The sequence below is a fragment of the Candidatus Nanohalovita haloferacivicina genome, from assembly GCF_029232205.1.
Lineage (GTDB): Archaea > Nanohalarchaeota > Nanosalinia > Nanosalinales > Nanosalinaceae > Nanohalovita > Nanohalovita haloferacivicina.
In genome coordinates, this window is the sequence record NZ_CP107255.1 from 893,903 (window position 1) to 911,102 (window position 17,200).

At 45.7% G+C, this 17,200-nt stretch carries 21 protein-coding genes, 3 tRNA genes and 1 rRNA gene; 14 read left to right on the top strand and 11 right to left on the bottom strand.

The genetic code is table 11. The features are described 5' to 3' along the window. Positions 1 to 39 precede the first annotated feature (39 nt). A complete protein-coding gene (locus HBNXNv_RS05045) occupies positions 40 to 534 on the top strand; it encodes a hypothetical protein (protein ID WP_347720593.1) in 495 nt (164 codons plus the stop codon). A gap of 35 nt (positions 535 to 569) precedes the next feature. After that, positions 570 to 1,088 (top strand): cob(I)yrinic acid a,c-diamide adenosyltransferase, encoded by a 519-nt coding sequence (locus HBNXNv_RS05050; protein ID WP_347720594.1) that lies wholly within the window; start codon positions 570 to 572, stop codon positions 1,086 to 1,088. Here the strand turns inward: HBNXNv_RS05050 and HBNXNv_RS05055 are convergent. Both HBNXNv_RS05055 and lplB read right to left on the bottom strand, forming a co-directional pair. Further along, on the bottom strand, positions 1,085 to 1,789 hold the full coding sequence (locus tag HBNXNv_RS05055; protein ID WP_347720595.1) for a lipoate--protein ligase family protein: 705 nt from the start codon (positions 1,787 to 1,789) through the stop codon (positions 1,085 to 1,087). The genes HBNXNv_RS05050 and HBNXNv_RS05055 overlap by 4 nt on opposite strands. Before the next feature lie 37 nt (positions 1,790 to 1,826). Continuing rightward, positions 1,827 to 2,108, bottom strand: a complete 282-nt coding sequence (gene lplB / locus HBNXNv_RS05060; protein WP_347720596.1) for a lipoate-protein ligase small subunit — start codon at positions 2,106 to 2,108, stop codon at positions 1,827 to 1,829. A 102-nt stretch (positions 2,109 to 2,210) separates the two neighbouring features. On the opposite strand from lplB, the gene HBNXNv_RS05065 reads away from it, so the two are divergent. Genes HBNXNv_RS05065 through HBNXNv_RS05075 form a run of 3 tightly spaced genes read left to right on the top strand, consistent with a single transcriptional unit; the run spans position 2,211 to position 6,321 of the window. Continuing rightward, positions 2,211 to 4,859 carry a cation-translocating P-type ATPase gene (locus HBNXNv_RS05065; RefSeq protein ID WP_347720597.1) on the top strand — a complete coding sequence of 883 codons (2,649 nt, stop codon included), beginning with the start codon at positions 2,211 to 2,213 and terminating at the stop codon, positions 4,857 to 4,859. Continuing rightward, positions 4,856 to 5,599 carry a lipoate--protein ligase family protein gene (locus tag HBNXNv_RS05070; RefSeq protein WP_347720598.1) on the top strand — a complete coding sequence of 248 codons (744 nt, stop codon included), beginning with the start codon at positions 4,856 to 4,858 and terminating at the stop codon, positions 5,597 to 5,599. Before HBNXNv_RS05065 ends, HBNXNv_RS05070 begins: the two co-directional genes overlap by 4 nt. Then, on the top strand, positions 5,596 to 6,321 hold the full coding sequence (locus HBNXNv_RS05075) for a lipoate--protein ligase family protein (protein WP_347720599.1): 726 nt from the start codon (positions 5,596 to 5,598) through the stop codon (positions 6,319 to 6,321). Before HBNXNv_RS05070 ends, HBNXNv_RS05075 begins: the two co-directional genes overlap by 4 nt. On the opposite strand, the gene HBNXNv_RS05080 is transcribed toward HBNXNv_RS05075, so the two are convergent. Both HBNXNv_RS05080 and HBNXNv_RS05085 read right to left on the bottom strand, forming a co-directional pair. Then, entirely contained in the window at positions 6,318 to 6,746 is a 429-nt protein-coding gene (locus tag HBNXNv_RS05080; protein WP_347720600.1) for a DUF4430 domain-containing protein, read from the bottom strand. The genes HBNXNv_RS05075 and HBNXNv_RS05080 overlap by 4 nt on opposite strands. Further along, complete coding sequence (locus HBNXNv_RS05085) at positions 6,712 to 7,269, bottom strand: hypothetical protein (protein WP_347720601.1); 558 nt, start codon at positions 7,267 to 7,269, stop codon at positions 6,712 to 6,714. The genes HBNXNv_RS05080 and HBNXNv_RS05085 overlap by 35 nt, the downstream gene beginning before the upstream one ends. Before the next feature lie 249 nt (positions 7,270 to 7,518). Between HBNXNv_RS05085 and HBNXNv_RS05090 the strand changes: the two genes are divergently transcribed. After that, positions 7,519 to 7,601, top strand: a tRNA-Leu gene (locus tag HBNXNv_RS05090). 72 nt (positions 7,602 to 7,673) lie between these two features. Here HBNXNv_RS05090 and HBNXNv_RS05095 read toward each other — a convergent pair. Further along, positions 7,674 to 8,417 carry an alpha/beta hydrolase gene (locus tag HBNXNv_RS05095; RefSeq protein WP_347720602.1) on the bottom strand — a complete coding sequence of 248 codons (744 nt, stop codon included), beginning with the start codon at positions 8,415 to 8,417 and terminating at the stop codon, positions 7,674 to 7,676. A gap of 147 nt (positions 8,418 to 8,564) precedes the next feature. Next, a complete protein-coding gene (locus HBNXNv_RS05100) occupies positions 8,565 to 9,116 on the bottom strand; it encodes an MFS transporter (RefSeq protein ID WP_347720603.1) in 552 nt (183 codons plus the stop codon). Between the two features lie 142 nt (positions 9,117 to 9,258). Between HBNXNv_RS05100 and HBNXNv_RS05105 the strand changes: the two genes are divergently transcribed. Continuing rightward, the gene (locus HBNXNv_RS05105) at positions 9,259 to 9,891 is read left to right on the top strand and encodes a DUF4382 domain-containing protein (protein WP_347720604.1); all 633 of its coding nucleotides are present in this window, start codon (positions 9,259 to 9,261) and stop codon (positions 9,889 to 9,891) included. Positions 9,892 to 9,916: 25 nt separating this feature from the next. Here HBNXNv_RS05105 and HBNXNv_RS05110 read toward each other — a convergent pair whose 3' ends face one another. Continuing rightward, positions 9,917 to 10,696 (bottom strand): metallophosphoesterase family protein, encoded by a 780-nt coding sequence (locus tag HBNXNv_RS05110; protein WP_347720605.1) that lies wholly within the window; start codon positions 10,694 to 10,696, stop codon positions 9,917 to 9,919. Between the two features lie 127 nt (positions 10,697 to 10,823). On the opposite strand from HBNXNv_RS05110, the gene HBNXNv_RS05115 reads away from it, so the two are divergent. The 5 genes from HBNXNv_RS05115 to HBNXNv_RS05135 all read left to right on the top strand — a co-directional run bounded on the left by HBNXNv_RS05115 (position 10,824) and on the right by HBNXNv_RS05135 (position 14,565). Next, positions 10,824 to 10,988 (top strand): hypothetical protein, encoded by a 165-nt coding sequence (locus HBNXNv_RS05115; RefSeq protein WP_347720606.1) that lies wholly within the window; start codon positions 10,824 to 10,826, stop codon positions 10,986 to 10,988. A 57-nt stretch (positions 10,989 to 11,045) separates the two neighbouring features. Continuing rightward, positions 11,046 to 11,119 (top strand) — tRNA-His (locus tag HBNXNv_RS05120). Positions 11,120 to 11,138: 19 nt separating this feature from the next. Further along, on the top strand, positions 11,139 to 12,146 hold the full coding sequence (locus HBNXNv_RS05125) for a hypothetical protein (protein ID WP_347720607.1): 1,008 nt from the start codon (positions 11,139 to 11,141) through the stop codon (positions 12,144 to 12,146). A 368-nt stretch (positions 12,147 to 12,514) separates the two neighbouring features. After that, positions 12,515 to 13,988: ribosomal RNA gene (locus HBNXNv_RS05130) — 16S ribosomal RNA — on the top strand. Between the two features lie 160 nt (positions 13,989 to 14,148). Continuing rightward, positions 14,149 to 14,565 carry a hypothetical protein gene (locus HBNXNv_RS05135; RefSeq protein ID WP_347720608.1) on the top strand — a complete coding sequence of 139 codons (417 nt, stop codon included), beginning with the start codon at positions 14,149 to 14,151 and terminating at the stop codon, positions 14,563 to 14,565. Between the two features lie 3 nt (positions 14,566 to 14,568). On the opposite strand, the gene HBNXNv_RS05140 is transcribed toward HBNXNv_RS05135, so the two are convergent. Together HBNXNv_RS05140 and HBNXNv_RS05145 are read right to left on the bottom strand one after the other, a co-directional pair. Further along, positions 14,569 to 15,072 carry a hypothetical protein gene (locus HBNXNv_RS05140; RefSeq protein ID WP_347720609.1) on the bottom strand — a complete coding sequence of 168 codons (504 nt, stop codon included), beginning with the start codon at positions 15,070 to 15,072 and terminating at the stop codon, positions 14,569 to 14,571. Positions 15,073 to 15,113: 41 nt separating this feature from the next. Further along, positions 15,114 to 15,425 carry a hypothetical protein gene (locus HBNXNv_RS05145; protein WP_347720610.1) on the bottom strand — a complete coding sequence of 104 codons (312 nt, stop codon included), beginning with the start codon at positions 15,423 to 15,425 and terminating at the stop codon, positions 15,114 to 15,116. 88 nt (positions 15,426 to 15,513) lie between these two features. Here HBNXNv_RS05145 and HBNXNv_RS05150 point away from each other — a divergent pair, with 88 nt between their 5' ends. Together HBNXNv_RS05150 and HBNXNv_RS05155 are read left to right on the top strand one after the other, a co-directional pair. After that, positions 15,514 to 15,789, top strand: a complete 276-nt coding sequence (locus HBNXNv_RS05150) for a hypothetical protein (protein WP_347720611.1) — start codon at positions 15,514 to 15,516, stop codon at positions 15,787 to 15,789. Positions 15,790 to 15,827: 38 nt separating this feature from the next. After that, positions 15,828 to 16,826, top strand: a complete 999-nt coding sequence (locus tag HBNXNv_RS05155) for a hypothetical protein (protein ID WP_347720612.1) — start codon at positions 15,828 to 15,830, stop codon at positions 16,824 to 16,826. 6 nt (positions 16,827 to 16,832) lie between these two features. Here HBNXNv_RS05155 and HBNXNv_RS05160 read toward each other — a convergent pair whose 3' ends face one another. Beyond that, the gene (locus HBNXNv_RS05160; RefSeq protein ID WP_347720613.1) at positions 16,833 to 16,985 is read right to left on the bottom strand and encodes a hypothetical protein; all 153 of its coding nucleotides are present in this window, start codon (positions 16,983 to 16,985) and stop codon (positions 16,833 to 16,835) included. A 125-nt stretch (positions 16,986 to 17,110) separates the two neighbouring features. Further along, positions 17,111 to 17,184: transfer RNA gene (locus tag HBNXNv_RS05165), tRNA-Ala, on the bottom strand. Between the last annotated feature and the right edge of the window lie 16 nt (positions 17,185 to 17,200).

A 17,200-nucleotide genomic window follows, 5' to 3' on the forward strand; every position in this document is an offset into this window, starting at 1 on the left:
ATTTAAGATTGTGCTCAGGTTTTCCTTTGTAGGAGTATAATGTTTTCAGAAGTTGCTGTTGACAGCCAGGTTGAGGCCGAAGGGAAAGAGCTTTACAGAAGAGATTATCCTGATGTTGCGGAAGATATCGCGAATAGTTATGGTACTAGGCCTAGATACAGTACTGCTTTCGGGGAAGATCACCTGACAGTTTTCAGAGGAGATACAGAGGAAGTTTTCCAGGATTTACTTGAGGATGGAGATCTGGTGAGAGATTTCCCTATCTACTTTACGGATTCAGAGGATGCCGCTGAAGTGTATGCTGACAGAAAGTTCGATGACTCCGGCAGACTGGTTCTTGAGATAGAAGTTCCTTACGAGGATGTGGAGATTCTGGACAGCGAACAAAGCGATATCGAACAGGGGGATGTCGAAGTTGAGCCTGGAAAACTGTATTATGTAGGCTCTAATATGGCTCCAGGCCCTACCGAAAGAGAAATGGAGTTTGTAGGCACAGAGATCCCTGAGGAATGGTACTCTGTCAGACAGCTATGACAAGTTATTTATCGTAGAGAATTTCTTTGGAAACTATGGTATACACGGGGAGAGGCGATAGAGGCCGCACCGATCTTTCTTCTGGAGAAAGAGTTTCGAAAAGCAGTGAGAGAATAGAGGCCTACGGAACAGTAGATGAACTAAACTCTCTGACAGGTCTCTGCAGAACATACACTGATGAAAAAGGCGGGGAACTCGAAGAAGTTCAGAACGAACTCCATATTCTACAGGCCGAGCTAGCAAACCGTGAACCTGACACAAAAGTTACAGAGGAAAATATTGACAGACTGGAAGAACTCTGCGACAAATACCAGGAGGCCTGTCCACCGCTAAGAAGTTTTGTACTGGCAGGAGGAACAAAAAGCGCGGCACACCTGCATCAGGCCCGTTCAGTTGCAAGAAGAGCTGAAAGAAGAATTGTAGAACTTGATCAAGACGTAGAATTAAGAGAAGAAGTTCTAGCCTACATTAACCGTTTAAGCGATCTCTTCTTCCTCATGGCCCGGCATGAAAACTTCCTGGAAGATGTGGAAGAGAAAAGCCCGAAATACTAGAGCTTTCTATTCCACTCATCTGTTGAAAACTTCTTCTCAGCCAGCTCTCTGGCCTCCTCCAGTTCTTCATCCGTCAGAGAACTCTCCTCACGTTCTTTATCCTCTGTAAACTTCTCTATCAAGGCCTCAATTACTTCTTCACGAGAATGATCTGCGTGATCAGATATACGTGATACTCTTTGCTCTGCTGACTTGACGGCTTTGTCAGATACTTTTTCCTTTCCGATACGGAGCACTCTCAGCATTTCGGCCGTATCTAGATCGTAGCTCATAGTCGTGTGGTGAAGAACCGCGTTGTCTTTTCTCAACTGGGCTGCTCCGCCAAGCTTCCCATCCGGATGCTCGATATCATTCATAGGAGCATAACTTGCGTCTACTCCCAGAGATTTCAGGGCCTCTACTGCGAAAGAATCAAGCTCCTGATAGCTTCTCTCAATATCGTCATGAACCTCGTCAACCGGCAGATAGATCGAGTACGTGATCACGTTACCTGGCTCACAGAACATTGCTCCGCCACCAGTAACCCTTCTGACAACCTCAATATCTTTCTCCTTAGCGTAGTCGTGCTCAACCTCATCTTCGTAGGCCTGGAAACGGCCCATCGGCACACTCGGATTCTTCCGGTACCAAAAACGTAGCGTAGGCCTTAACTCGCCCTCATTCATTTTTTCTGTCAGTACCTCATCTATTGCGTGATGCATTGCCTCAGAGTGCTCTCCCTTATTTATAATCCGCCATTTACTCACGGTTATCACCTAGTGCTTTCTCAAAGGCCTTTCCAAGATCTTCAGGATTAAAACCTATCATTTTTACATCAACATTTCTGACTCGGTCAGCAACATCTTTTACACTGGCTTTTTCACTTATACCTGTTAATGCTTGCTCTATTTCGGAAAGTTTTTCCGCAGGTTCAAGGAAAAAATCTCCTCTCAGCTCCGCGCTCTTAATCACTGTGTTCTCCTTCTCAAGTTTTAGTTTCAGCATTTTGCCGTCTTCAACCTTGTACGAGGCCTTCTCCATAATCATATTACGTGGCTGTATCAGGATAAATAATCTGCTGTAGATATCTGCAGAACTTATCAACAAGGAGTCCTATTTTCTAGATGTGCAGGAATAAAACCTATGAGCGACAAAAAGTGGCACAGCAAGAAATTAGACAAGGTATTGGGAGAACTGGGCGCGGAGAAAGAAGGCCTTTCCTCTTCTCAAGCCGATGAAAGACTGGAAAAATATGGAAAGAATAGTATAGAGAACGAAAACAGCATATCTCCTGTCAGAATCTTTCTATCACAGTTCCAGGATGTTCTTGTATACATGCTTTTTGCAGCAGCCGCAGTATCAATCGGAGTTGGGATTCTACCTGGTGAACAGGCCCGAATCACAGAGGCCGGATTAATAGTTTTCATACTTGTATTAAACGGGTTCTTCGGCTTCTTCCAGGACTACAGAGCAGAGAAATCAATCAAGGCCCTTAAAGAAATGAGCAATCCCGACACCATGGTACTGAGAGATGGAGAGAAAAGAGAGATCGACTCGAAAAAAGTAGTGCCCGGAGACATAATCTTTCTGGAGCCCGGAACCTCCATTCCAGCGGATGCAAGACTGATCGAGGCCGAAAGCCTCTCCACAAACGAATCAGCTCTCACAGGCGAAAGCAGCGAGGCCAATAAATCAGTTGAAGTACTTGAAGAAGACACTCCTATCGCAGAAACATCCAACATGGTTTTCAAGAACACGAACGTGGTTAATGGATCAGGCAAGGCTGTAGTAGTTGGAACAGGTATGAAAACGGAGGTTGGAGGCATCGCAGAACAGTTAAACGAGGCCGAGGACCGGCTCACGCCATTCCAGAGAGAGGTCAACCAGCTAGGCAAAAGACTCGGATACGTAATTCTCGGAGTAATCGGCCTGGTAACAGTCTTCCAGTTTATCTTCACATCGGCAGCTCCACTCACAATATTCCTAGCAGCACTCAGCCTCGCAGTAGCAGCAAACCCAGTAGGCCTACCAGCAGCCGTAACACTTGCACTGGCCATGGGATCCAGAAAAATGCTTGAAAGAAACGTACTTGTCAGAAGACTTAACGTAATCGAAAGCCTGGGATCAGTAGACGTAATCATAACAGACAAGACAGGAACACTGACAGAGGAAAAAATGACAGTCAAAAAACTATTCTTCAAAGGAGAAACCTTCAAGGCCTCAGTAGAAGACAACGAAAAACCATTATTCCACCGCCATAGCCATGAAACAGACATCGATCACCTCAGGCCTCTGATTCAGTGCGGCTTCGAATGCAACGATGCAGAGAAAGCACCTGAGGACGAGGACTCAAAATACTACGGCGATCCTACCGAAGTAGCCCTTCTGCAGACTGCCAGAGACGCAGGCCTCAGCAACAGATCCAGCAGAGAGAAAACGATCCCATTCAACTCCGAGAGAAAAAGAATGACCGTAGTAACAGAGAACGGAGAGGCCTACATGAAAGGCGCTCCGGAAGTTGTACTGGAAAGATGCGACAGAATACTTACAGAAAACGGAGTCGAAGAACTTACAGAAGACGTTCGAGAAACGGTAAGAGAGAAAAACAGCGAATTCAGCTCCGACGCAATGCGAACACTTGGATTCGCGAAGAAACAAGATGTAGAGTCAGAAGAAGCTGAAGAAATAGAGAATCAGATGATCTTCCTAGGCCTTCAGGGCATGATTGATCCTCCGCGCAAAGAAGTTCCTGAAGCAGTACAGGACTGCAGAAACGCAGGAATACAGGTAGTAATGGCTACAGGTGACGACATAACTACGGCAAAGGCCATCGGAGAAGAAACAGGTTTCAACCCCGAACTCTCACTGGAAAGCAGCCAACTACAAAGCCTTGAGAAAGAAGAAATAGTGGATAAAGAAATATTTGCACGAGTCACTCCCGAGGACAAGGTCAAGATACTGAAGGCCCACCAGGAGAACGGCAGCAACGTGGCCATGACCGGGAACGGAGTAAATGATGCACCAGCCCTGAAAAATGCAGACATCGGAGTGGCCATGGGAGAAAGAGGCACGGATGTTGCACAGCAGAGCAGCGACATGATAGTCCAGGACGACAACTTCGTCAGCATAAGAGATGCAATAGCGGAAGGAAGAGGAATAAGCGACAACATCAGAAAATCAGTCAACTATCTCCTCTCAGGAAACATGGGCGAAGTAATGATAGTATTCTTCGGCCTTATCATCGGAGGCCTTCTATTCCCAGAAGTATTCCAATCCCATGAAGAGGCCCTGATCCTTACACCGATGATGCTTCTCTGGATCAACTTCATCAGCGACGGATTCCCTGCGCTAGCGCTCAGCACCGATCCACCGATGGAAAAAATTATGCAGGAGACAGAGAAATACGGCAACAAATCCCTGATGGACTCATCAGTCCTCAAATCAATACTGTACATAGGAGCTCTCATGGCAGCAGCAGGCCTTCCAGTATTCTTCCTTGCACTGGGTAAAAATCTGCTGATCGCTCAGACAGCGCTTTTCAGCTTCATAATCCTGGCTGAAACCGCAAGAGTACAGGTAATCAGAAACAGGTACGGCCACAGCATACTCAGCAACAACTGGGTGCTCGCAGCACTTGGCACATCACTAACACTTCAGATGCTACTGCTCTACACACCGGCCGCTGAAGTATTCGGCACCGCCTCACTCGCAGCAAACGCATGGCTCAAAATACTGGCAGCGACAGCAGGATTTTCAGTACTCACAGCAATCTTCTCGAGGTACAACCAGTGAAATGGCGATACATACCCTTCCAGCACTACAACCCCTACTTCAAAACAGGCCTCAACACAGCCCTGATGGAGTCAGTCAGAGAGACCGAAGAACCAGTAATATTTCTCTCAGGCTGGAAACCTAACGCGATCAACCTCGGATACAGCCAGAAATTCGAGGAAGAAGTAAACCAGGAAGAATTCGAGAAACGAAGAGACGTAGTGCTGGTAAGACGTCAGGGAGGTGGAGGCGCTACATACCTGACACAGAACGGAGAAATAACATGGGGAATAGTAGCTCCCGAAGAAGAGTTCCCCGACGACGTCAACAAGATATATCAGCAGGTCTGCGGAGAAATAGCGGAAGGCCTGAAAGAAATAGGGATTGATGCCGAACACCAGCCAATCAACGACATAGTAACTGAAAAAGGAAAAATATCAGGCACCACACTGAAACGAAAAGACGGCGTAGTATACATCGGGGGCACTTTACTCTACGAAGTTGATGCAGAGGAAATGTTTTCACTTCTAACACCAGACAAAGACAAAATAAAAGATAAACAGATAGAGGATTTCAGAGACAGAGTTTCATCAGTAAAAAAAGAATCAGAGGCCTCTTTTGATGAAACAATTGAAGCGCTGAAGAAAGGCCTGACCAAGAGCAGAAAATACAGCGTCGATGAACTCAAAGAAGGAGAGATTGAAAGGGCTGAAGAACTAGCAGATAAATATTCTAGTGAGGACTGGTTGTACAGAGAATGAACATCGAACCTGAAAAGACAGAGGCCTACAGCATAAATGTAGAAGATGCAGCCCATATACCGGATTTAGTCGCGCTTACACAGGAACTAGGCCAGTACAAACCAGTAATTATAGGCCTGGATCATCAGGAAGAACCTCACGCAATGCGAGGCCGTTACGAGAGTACTGGCGATCTTATAGCTGGTGAAGAGGTTTACAGAAGGCCTGATGGAGGTCACACTGTTTTCTCAGATGATTCAAAATACGCCCTAACTTTTGGCCTGCCCGTAGAACCTTTCGAAAGTAAGAATGCCGACACCCTTACGGAAGGAGTTCACGACTTTATTGATGATAGAACAGATCAGTGCTTTCAGAGAGGTGCGCGCGATCTCTACACGGGAGGAGACCAGATCGTAGGAGTCTCTCAGAGATTGAAAGGCGATTCAGCAGTTGTCAGAGCTTACTGGGCAGAGGACCTTCCAGAAGTCTACGGCCTGATGTATAGGGACGGATTCTCAGATGAAGAAATGAACAGACACCAGAGAGCAATGGAAAAATCGACAGAAATACTTGGAGGCCAGGACTTTTACAAAACAGTTATGGAAGAATTTGGAGTTGAGGAAACACAGGATTCAGGTGAGTTTCTCAGAGCTCACGGAATAGAACCAGGAACTCTTTCAGAACAGCTTCTTGAGGAAGAAGGAAAAAGAGAAAGAAAGGCCTGTTTCCTGGAAAGAGGCTAGTAAGGCTGCTCGGCACTATATCTGAACGTGACGTTTGCGGAGTCACTGAGCCTGTAGTTGTCAACAGATGTCGAAGGCATTTCTCCATCAACGTAGAAAAGCCAGCTATGAGTATCGTTCTGACTCAGACCATTAATAGAAGTTACAAAGTAGCCAAAGTCGTACTCCGTATACTCAACATCGTAAGTGCTGTTTAAGACATGGAAAACCGTAGAGTTCTGCCTTACAGAAACATTCTCATTCAGAACAGCGTCCGGTTTCTCGACAGTCAAATTCACGACAACATGCTCTTCACCAAAAGTAACCTCCGGCGCAGAGTTAGAGAACTGCATTCCTGAAGCTGCAAGCGCAAGCAGGAAAAGGCCTGCAAAGATGTAAAATACGTCTTTCTTACCGATAAAGTCCAATTTTTTCTTTAGATCCATAGAGTATCAACCCAAAACCAACTGTACTAACAAGATGAGCGAACGCAAACGGAAGGGCCGCAGCCATAAACGCAAAACTGAAGCCCGAGGCCATAAAACCTACAGAAGCCAGATTAATAACAACCTCGTAAACCACAAGGCCTACAGCTGTCGATACAAGAAAAGCATTTCTACCCTTGCTAATATTTCCTGCAAGGCCTCCTGTAACACCTGCTGCTGCAGCACCAAGCACCTGGAAAAACGTCCAGGGGCCCTGACCTCCCCACACAAGAAAGTTCGAAATATAATATCCAGTGGCTCCAGCAGCAACGCCTTCACGCATACCAAAGTAGAAACCCGTAGCAGCTGCTACAGCGATCAAAGGCTCTACACTCGGCACATGCTGCAAGGCCACTCTACCAGCAACACCGGTAGCTGTCAAAACTGCGGTGACTGCAAAGGCCTTTGTCTTGAAGTATGATTTTGACCTAGAATCTGATTGCTCGAAAAAAGCATCTAGATCAACCGCTGTTTCAGCGCTCATAGAAAAATTCTCCCCCTTCAATTCTCCCCATAATCTGTAACCGATTATTGGGACTACTTCATTAAGAGTCTTCGGACCTCCAACCGATCAGTTAAAAAATTAGGCCTACAGAAATTCTACTACAGACAATCTTTACTCCAATGCGAGGGTCGAAGATCTCTAAGATCTTCTCGACACAAGCAAATCTATGATTTGCGAGGGTAGCCAAGTTGATTGCCAACCCTCCAAAAACAAACTGGCAAAACAGATGCGAGGGTAGCCAAGTGGTCAAAGGCGCAGCGTTGAGGGCGCTGTCCTGTAGAGGTTCCGGGGTTCGAATCCTCGCTCTCGCAAGTCCATATTCCTACGAATCACGCGATTCTCTGTTTATAGGGAAGTCAGCTCCATAACCGAGAGCAAGACAATCACGTTGAAAGATTCTCATCAAACCAGGATTCTGTAGCCTCAATAACTTCATCCAGATTTTTATCGTAGTCGTGAGTTAAACCTTCAACTACCTTAAGTTCCCCCGCTTCCAGTTTTTCTACAGCTTTCTTGGAGTCTTCTAAATCTACTACCTCGTCCTCACTGCCGTGGATAATCAACACAGGACAACCCACTTCTGAGAGGAGTTCTTCCTGGTCTACATGTTTCATTTCGTCTACTATTTTCGAGCCTATCCACATCAATTGCTTCTTGTTCTTCCAGTAGTTAACACTCGGAACTCTGCCTACTAACCTAGCGAGTACCGTCCAGAGCAAGTTTTTCTTCGACAAGTCGATGCTGCTAGTTACAGGAGCCGTTAATACCATCGCCTTGACTTCAGATCTGTAATTCTTCAGCGAAATGTAGCCGCCGAGACTGTGACCATATAGACCAACTCTCTCCACATCTCGAGATCGGATGTATTCAATGGCTGCGTCCAGATCTTCAATCTCTTTTTCTGCTGTAATTGGAGATTTATTGCTTTCTCCACCACCTGAAAAATCGAAAGCTAACACATTATAACCTGCTTCATTCAGTGCTTCCGCTACTTTATCGAAGTAACCCCATTCGTGTTTATCGCCAGTAAATCCGTGACTCATCACTATTCCAGCATCTGAGTCAGCTTCGTGGTAGTTTCCAACCAGCTTCCGTCCCCGACCATTCTCAAATTTTACTTTCTGCATAGCTTGGATATCTCATCAAACACTAAAACTTCTGCGGAAGATCGAACACCCATAAAAACCCCGCAGAGGCATACAACAGAGTTTGATTCAGAACGTCTCAGCTGTGCGTCGCTCTCGCACTCATCTACTTTAACTTCTTCAGAAAAACTATTCTTCCTTCATAATCAGAGCTGTAGAGATCACAGCACCAACCAGGGACAGCGACCCCATTATCGTAAACAACGGATCGAAACCATGGTTCTGAATAATGTAGCCTGCGGCCATAGCGGAAATACCTGAGACAATCCAGTACATCGACTCCCAGAGGCCCCATTCATAGGCGTAACGGCCTTCATCAAGATTTCGGGAATAAACCTCATCGAAAGCCGGAGATCTCACCGCTGTTGCAATACCTACAACGGCCTGAACTGCGAAAAGCTGCACAGCATTATCAACAAGAAGATAGCCGAAGAATCCTATGGTAGAAATAAAGTAACCAAGCACTACAAGTTTTCTGGTATCAACAACTTTATCCTCAAGCCTGCTGGAAATAAAAATCAGTATTCCAGCAACTATGGCATAGATACTGTATGAACTTCCGGCAATAAATGCTCCACCACCAATCTTATCTACAAATACTGCATAAAACGGTGCAAAGAGTGCTGCCGCAAAAATACTGAATGCAGAGGCCGTATTTAGAATCTTCAGCTGCCTGTTCACAAATTATTTCTGGACAGGCCTGCATTTAATTCTTCCTGGATGGATAGAAGAGGCCAAAAGAACGTTTTGGAGATAAGTTTGGCAGTTATAGGTTTCCATAAGTGCCACAAATGATTAAACACTGCAAGGCCTAAGAGCAGATATGGAAAGAATTTATGCAATTGCATTGCTTGCAGCTGTTATAGCTGTTTCAGGCTGTACTTCCACTACGTCAAGCGATACAGGCCAGTTTGAGCTACTTATCTCAGATCAACAGGCCGCTATCGATGACTTTGACTATCTTAACGTCGAGTTCTCTCACGCGAATATCTTTGCTGTAAACAACAGTAGCGTAAACGTGCAACAGGTTTCACTGAACAACACTTCTGCAGTCGATCTGACTCAGGTCAGAAATCTTACCGCAGAGTCACTTGTCAACACAACGCTGCCAGCAGGAAACTACAGCAAGATCGAACTTTACTCTGAGAGAATCAATGCCTCTGTCGACGGCGAAAACGTGGATGTAAAGATACCGCCAGGAAAACTGATGATCACAAAGCCTTTCGAAGTAAGGCCTAACGAGACAACAAGCTTCGTATTCGACATCCAGGTAGTTCTCAGAGGAAACCAGCAGAACAACCAGGGATACATCCTCAGACCCGTAACCTCCGAATCAGGAGTCGCAGGCCGGGACGTAGAAGTCGAGAGGAAGAGAACAAGAGACAGAAACCGGAGCATGAACCAGACAGAGCAGCCGCCAACACCAAACAATTCTTCACAGGGACAGGGCCAGTAAAGGCCTTAAACCCTCTATTTTCTTATCAAATTGAAAAACTTCTCTCAACCTCTCCTTCCACGAATACCTCTAACTCAAGGCCTGCATCAGATACGTCAACCATTGTAAAGTACTGATTGAAGCCCTCCTTTCTATCCTCAGAAATGAAGGGCGGATTGGTAAAGTGGGGCCTACCTTTGTACTCTGTTAAATCAAGATCATGGATATGAGCATTGAAGACCGCTTTAACATTGTCATGCTTCTGCAAAACATTGTTAATCTCCTTTTTGTTGCCGCAGAAAGCTCTCTCAGGATACACATCCCAGAAATAACTGTGAGACAGATCTCGAAAGTGAACAGGATGATGTATTACCAGAAAGGCCTCATCAAGACTCTCAAGAGTTTCATCCAGGAACTTCAGTTGATCTCTAGAAACCTGGCCGCGAGATCCTGAAAGCTCGGGAGCAGAGGAATCAAGAAACACAAATTTCTCGCCACCAACCTCTCTAATACCGAAGTTTTCCTGTGAAAACAGGTCCGAAAACTGTTCAGGCCCAACATCCTGTTCGTGATTGCCAGCAAGATAAAGCTTTTCGGCCTCAAGACTATCAAACCTATCTCTAATCTCTTTCAGTTCTTCAAGGCCTTCATCTTCCTCAGGTGCTTCGATACCTGTAGTAACTGCTCCTCCAATTAAATCTCCCAGCACTATAACCAGTTCTGGCCCTCTTCTTTCAATTTCATCAATTGTCCGGTCAAGAAGACGTAGCGCCTCCTCCCTATTCTCCTCAAGAAGATGTATATCCGAGATAACTGCGAACTTCATAAACTGTATTTTTAACTCTGGCCGATTAAATCATTCTTGTCGACAGTTTTTGAGATGATGAAAACTCTTTCGACATCGTCTGATCCTCGAAAAGAGGGATGATGACGAAAACACCCACTGATCAACAATGATACTACTCGCATACGGCCTGGTCGTACTCGGATTCATCTTTCTAATAGCAGCAGCAATCCGAAGACACAAGGGCAAAGAATACAGAGATCTAATGCATACAGGAATAGCCTGCATACTTATCGCAGAAGTCGCCATAGCCACATTCCTTGTACTTTTCTAACCTCAGGTCCGGGGGATAGTTAAAAAGTTTCCCGGTTTAAACCCTGTTACTAGAATGGTGGAGGTAGGTTAGTCGGTCCATACTACGACCTTGTGGCGGTCGTGACGCGGGTTCGAATCCCGCCCTCCGCCCTCCACGGTTTAACCACTCATGAAATACCGTATACTACTCGTACTAGCTGTACTGTCAGCAGCATCACCTATCGCAGCAGACAGTATAGAAGAAATCAACACCAATTCTACAACAAATATCAGCTCCGACAACACGATCTACATGGCATCATCAGGAGGAGAAACAGCCCTCGGATCAGCACTGTCAGAAGAAGGAGAAATATTCACAGCAGAAGCAGCCAACGGTACAAAAGTATCGCAACTGAGCAGTGAGGGCCACTATCGAGATATAGAAATACTGAATAATTCTCAGATAGCCTACACTTACAGAGAATTCACATCAAAAGGCCTTAAATCAAGCATAATATTTTACAACACTACAAACCGCTCTCAGATCCGCAATATCACCGCGGAAAACTCTGTAAACGATCTGGAAATAGTAAATGAGAAAATATTCATCTCAAATACCACCTCGATACACAGAGCAGGAGAACCTGACGAAAAACTTGTGAATCTTAATCTAAGCGAGGATAGAGAGATAAATAACTTCGAGGCCCGTGGAGATACTACTTTCATCTCACTCAGCAATCCTGGAAAGCTTGTAGTATTCAGGAATGATCAGAGAACCGAATACAATATGTCAGAGGCCTCCGATATACAGATAATTGACACCAGCCCTGTAAAGATTCTGGCAGTGCATGATGAGAAGGCCTCAGAATATATAGCAAGAGAGAATCTTTCTGAAGTCTGGTCGTACCGAGGATTGGATCAGGGCCTTGCGGTATCCCGGCTTGAGAATAATGAGACTATTATCTCTGATTCAAGCGAGGTTCTGGCCGTGAATAGCACAGGTTCTGAGATCTGGAGTATGGAGAAATCCGATATTTCTGATATTGAGCACAGATCTGAGAAGGTTTATTCTCTCGAAGGCAAGGTTCAGAGCGAGGAAGCGGAGTCTTACTGGACGCCAAGCAGTACTGCAGAGAGCAGAGACGAAGAAGGATTTATTGAAGGTATTGTTGCCAGGATCAACTCTTTTTTCAACTAATTATCTACTTTCTAGCTTATGAGTTCAGAGGATCGAACCCTATTTAAAGTTTAGAGTAGTTTTTGTGGACACGGGCATGAGACTTGGTCTCAGTCCGGATACAGTCTGACCATTTATAAGAGTTAATAGTGACTGTATTGTTACCCGCCAAGGAGACTTGTGTGGGATAAAGCCTGGAAGGGCGTTGATGAGCGTAATACTTTTACGTGATGTAGGAGAGACGGACCCGAAGTGCAATTTTCATATTGCGCTTCAACATGTAGCCGCACACTTTTCATAGTGTGCAGTTATCTTGACTGGAAAGTTTGGAACTTTCCGCATTTACATTTTAGAAATACCCGTCAAGAACCCTCCATTGACTTGGAGCAATTCTGGTTGATCCTGCCAGAGGCTACCGCTATCGGAGTCCGATTTAGCCATGCTAGTCTACCGGGCTTGCCCGGGGCAGACAGCTGAGTAACATGTGGCTAACCTACCCTGTAGACAGGAATAACCTCGCTAACGTGAGGCTAATGCCTGATAGCAGAGAATTACCGGAGAGTGTTCTCTGTTAAATGTTCCGACGCTACAGGATGGGGCCGCAGCTGATTAGGTTGTTGGTGAGGTAAAGGCTCACCAAGCCGATAATCAGTAGCAGCCGTGAGAGCGGGAGCTGCCAGTCGGCTTCTGAGACAAGAAGCCGGACCCTACGGGGTGCAGCAGGCACGAAACCTTCACAATGCACGAAAGTGCGATGGGGGGACTCCGAGTGTAATCTTCCTACAAGGAAGGTTACTTTTCTGCACTGTAAGGAGGTGCCGGAACAAGGGGTGGGCAATACTGCTGCCAGCCGCCGCGGTAATAGCAGAACCCCAAGTGGTAGCCGTTATTATTGGGCTTAAAGTGTTCGTAGCCGGACCTGCAAGTCTGCTGTGAAATCCACTAGCTTAACTAGTGGGCGTGCAGTGGATACTGCAGGTCTAGGGACCGGACGGCGTCGAAGCTATTCCCGGAGTAGGAGTGAAATCCTAAAATTCCGGGAGGAGCGCCTGTGGCGAAAGCGTTCGACGAGTACGGATCCGACGGTGAGGAACGAAAGCCAGGGGAGCAAAGCGGATTAGATACCCGCGTAGTCCTGGCTGTAAACAATGTGCGTTTGATGTCGGACAACCTCCGAGGTTGTCCGGTGCCGAAGTGAAAACGATAAACGCACCGCCTGGGGAGTACGGTCGCAAGGCTGAAACTTAAAGGAATTGACGGGGGAGCACCACAACCGGTGGGGGCTGCGGTTTAATTAGATCAAACGCAGAGTACCCTACCAGAGCCGACAGCAGGATGACGGTCAGCTTGAAGAGCTTACCTGACGCGCTGAGAGGAGCTGCATGGCCGCCGTCAGCTCGTGCCGTGAGGTGTCCGGTTAAGTCCGGTAACGAGCGAGACCCGCATCTTATGTTGCCAAGGATCCCTTCGGGGATTCGGGACTCATAAGAGACCGCTGGTGATAAATCAGAGGAAGGAGCGGGCCACGGTAGGTCAGTATGGCCCGAATGCTCTGGGATACACGCGGCCCACAATGGTTGGAACAAAGAGATCGCGACCCCGAGAGGGGAAGCTAACCTCCTAAATCCAGCCCTAGTACGGATCGAGGACTGCAACTCGTCCTCGTGAAGGCGAAATCGGTAGTAGTCGCTGATCATCATTCAGCGGCGAATATGTCCCTGCTCCTTGTACACACTGCCTGTCAAGTCACCCGAGTCAGGTTCAGACGAGGATCTGGTTTTCCAGACCCGAGTCTGAGCTTGGCAAGGGGGGCTAAGTCATAACAAGGTAGCCGTTGGGGAACCATCGGCTGGATCACCTCCACAAAAACATAGTTTCCTGGGATCAAAATCCAGGAAACATAGTTCATCATTTCACCGTCTCTCCTATCATATTTCACTTTCTAACTCAAATAGACTACTTTATTTGGAAAACAAGCTGTTCTAACGAAGTATTTATAATATCTATCTGTTGTTACTTATTCATGACAAACCAAACCGAGAGTGTTAGAAGATTCAAGCTGAACTTTGGCCTAGAGGGAACAACGCCAGCATACATAATGGAAACTGAAGATGACAACTATCTTCTGAGAGGTCGATTGACGGCAAAGGCCTTCGGACAGAATATGAGAAAAGGTGTTAGAGACGTCGAACTTCTGGATACCCTGTCAGATGAGGAGGTTGAAGAATACTCTGACGGCCAGGTAGTGGAGTACGACGGCGAGGAATGGAGAAAGGCCGATCTGAGACTTGATACAGACGTAGCGTATGATCAGGTAGATGCAAGAATACTTGAGTACAGTGGGCCTGGAGAAAGAATGTCCGTTTCTGTAGAAAATGAAGAAGTAGAGGGAATGGCCGAGGAGGCCTTGAAGAATTTCCGTGGAGAACTTTTCCACTAACCTTTACTCATCGATGTCTTCGTCGAACTGATCTACCTGATGACTTAGCTTCGTGAGTAGATCGTCCGTCTCTGAGAGCGAGTTCTCAAGAGAGTCACGTTCCTCTTTCAGCTTCTGAATCTTTCTCTGCTGGGAACTGACTTTGGCCTCTAACTCTGCTTCCTCTTCCTTCTCATCATCAAGCTCGGATTCAAGATCATCGATCTCATCCTTCTTACTATCGAGCTTATCCTTCAGCTTGTCCTTAGTAGCCTTCAGATTCTCAACAGTATTCTTGAGATTCTTCTTCTCATCCCTGAGACGATCAACTTTTTCCTCAAGATCCTGTTTCTCCTGTTTAATCTCGGAAACCTTCTCGGCCTCCTTGTCAACTTTTTCTAGTAGCTTTTTGAGTTCCTGAACCTGTTTATCCGGGTGGGCCTCTCCTTCGTGAATGTGTAGGCCTTTTTGAGAATCAAATTCTTCACCGCAGATATCGCATGTGAATGTCTGGTCATCGTCTGCCATTTTTAGTTTCTCACCAATAGTAAATATGGATAAAAGCTGGCTTATAAAGTTTCTAGACCACGTAAAAGCTTCCTGAGCTGACGGATCTGCTCCTCAGGATCTTCATCAAGATCATCTATAGAAATACTGTCCTGATGATCCTGCCAACCCTTGTGGAAAGAATAGCTAAATTCATCCATTTCACCGATCTTAACACCTTCTCTACGGAGAACATCCTCCATGTTAACAAGTACACGAACCAGTTTCTTGTTGGCCTCAAGAAGATTATCTCTCTGCTCCTTCAACTCTTCCAGCTCTTCCTGAGCGCTTTCAAGCTTCTGAAACATTTCCTCGGCCTCTACTCTGTCAACCACAGAAACACTATAGAACCAGGCAAATAAAACAGGTAAGGCCTGACCACCGATACAAAGAAATAAGATTACCTGGCCAGAAAAAATACTTATGCCGGAAGATGAGGACGTGGAGAACGAACTGAGAGAGACAGAGGAAGAAATCAAAGGCCTCATAGAAAGTATCGAAAAAGAAAGCTCCACACCAGAAGAAACATCAGTCACAACACCAGAGGACGACGACACAGAAGAAGAGAATACAGACGAAAAAGAAACCGTAGAGAAAGACGGAAAATACATAGACAAATCCACCGGTAAAAAGTTCGATACAGAGGAAGGCCTCGAACTCTTCCAGCAAGCAACACAGATAAAGGACAAACAAGGATAAAGCAAAAACGTAAAAATTTACACAGTACAGACTTCTCTGTGAAAGATAGAATAGGAATGAACAGCCTCAGAAACATTGTAGAAACCGAGGTACGCAATCTAGGCCGCAAAATATACGGAACAGTCAGCACAGAATACACACATTCTACACCAGTATTCGACCCCATCCAGAACAAGGCCCTGATGACTCCAGAAAAAGACCAAGAAGGATACTGGATAGGAGGCTCATCCATACTGAAAGATGGCGAAGAAATACTGCTTTACTACCGGTTAAGAGATCCATACAGAAGAGGATGGAAATCAGTAATAGCAAAAACCTGTGATGGAGAAAAATTCGAAGAAATCAACAGCTTCACAGCAGAAGAATTTAACTCACACTCTCTCGAAGGCGGAGCACTACAGAAAAAAGACGGAGAATACATTCTATACATAAGCTACCACGAAAAAACTTCAGGCCAGTGGAAAATCGACAGAATAAAATCAGAAACAGTAGAAGGCCTTAACTCAGAAAAAAGAGAAGAACTTGATCTCTCAACTGGATTCACACATGTAAAAGATCCTGTAGTTGATGGAGAAGACTTGATAGTGCATACGGCCTCGAAAAACTTTACCAGACACGGCAACTTCAGAGTCAAAAATCCTGAAGGAGAGCCAGAAATTGAGAAAATAGAATTCACAGATGAAAGTCCTGAAGGCCGAATCACGTCAACCCTTCAGATCAGCGGAGAAAAATACTACTTCTACGACTGGCTGCCATCAATAATCTTCACAGGAGAGGAGAAGACAAAGATTGGGGTAGAGCAAGATGGAAAAATCCAGGGCCTGATGTCTGGAAGAACAGCTATTGGCTCCTCATCAGGAACAAACTCTCTCAGATACGTGAAAACTGTAGAAGTCAACGGAGAATTATGGTTTTACTACGAGAAATCAATGGCTGGAAAAGGCCACGAACTATGCATGGTGAAAATGAGCAAACAGGAAGTCAAGGAGAGACTGGACAGTTTAAAGAAATCTGTGAATAAAGAAAAAGTAGAATAAAAAGGCCTAGGAGCTGTGCGCGTCGACAATCCCTCTCACATAATCTCTGGAAACATCTTTTCCATGCTCGTTATCCATGTGCTCTCTACCATCACTTACCAGAGAGCTCTTTCCATTCGACATCTCAGCTCCACATTCCGGACACACAAATTTTGCCATTTTCTCAATCCCCTCCTACAGGAACATTTGTACTGATTCTTTAGGCCCATTCCCGCACTTCTCCAAATACAATAAGAGACATGCAAACAACAATAGCTCTTAGAAAAAATTTTGACGAAAAGACTTGGACCCTCAGGGATTTGAACCCTGGGCCTTCCGCTTGCAAAGCGGACGTTCTGCCAGACTGAACTAAGGGCCCCTCTGTAAACTACTTT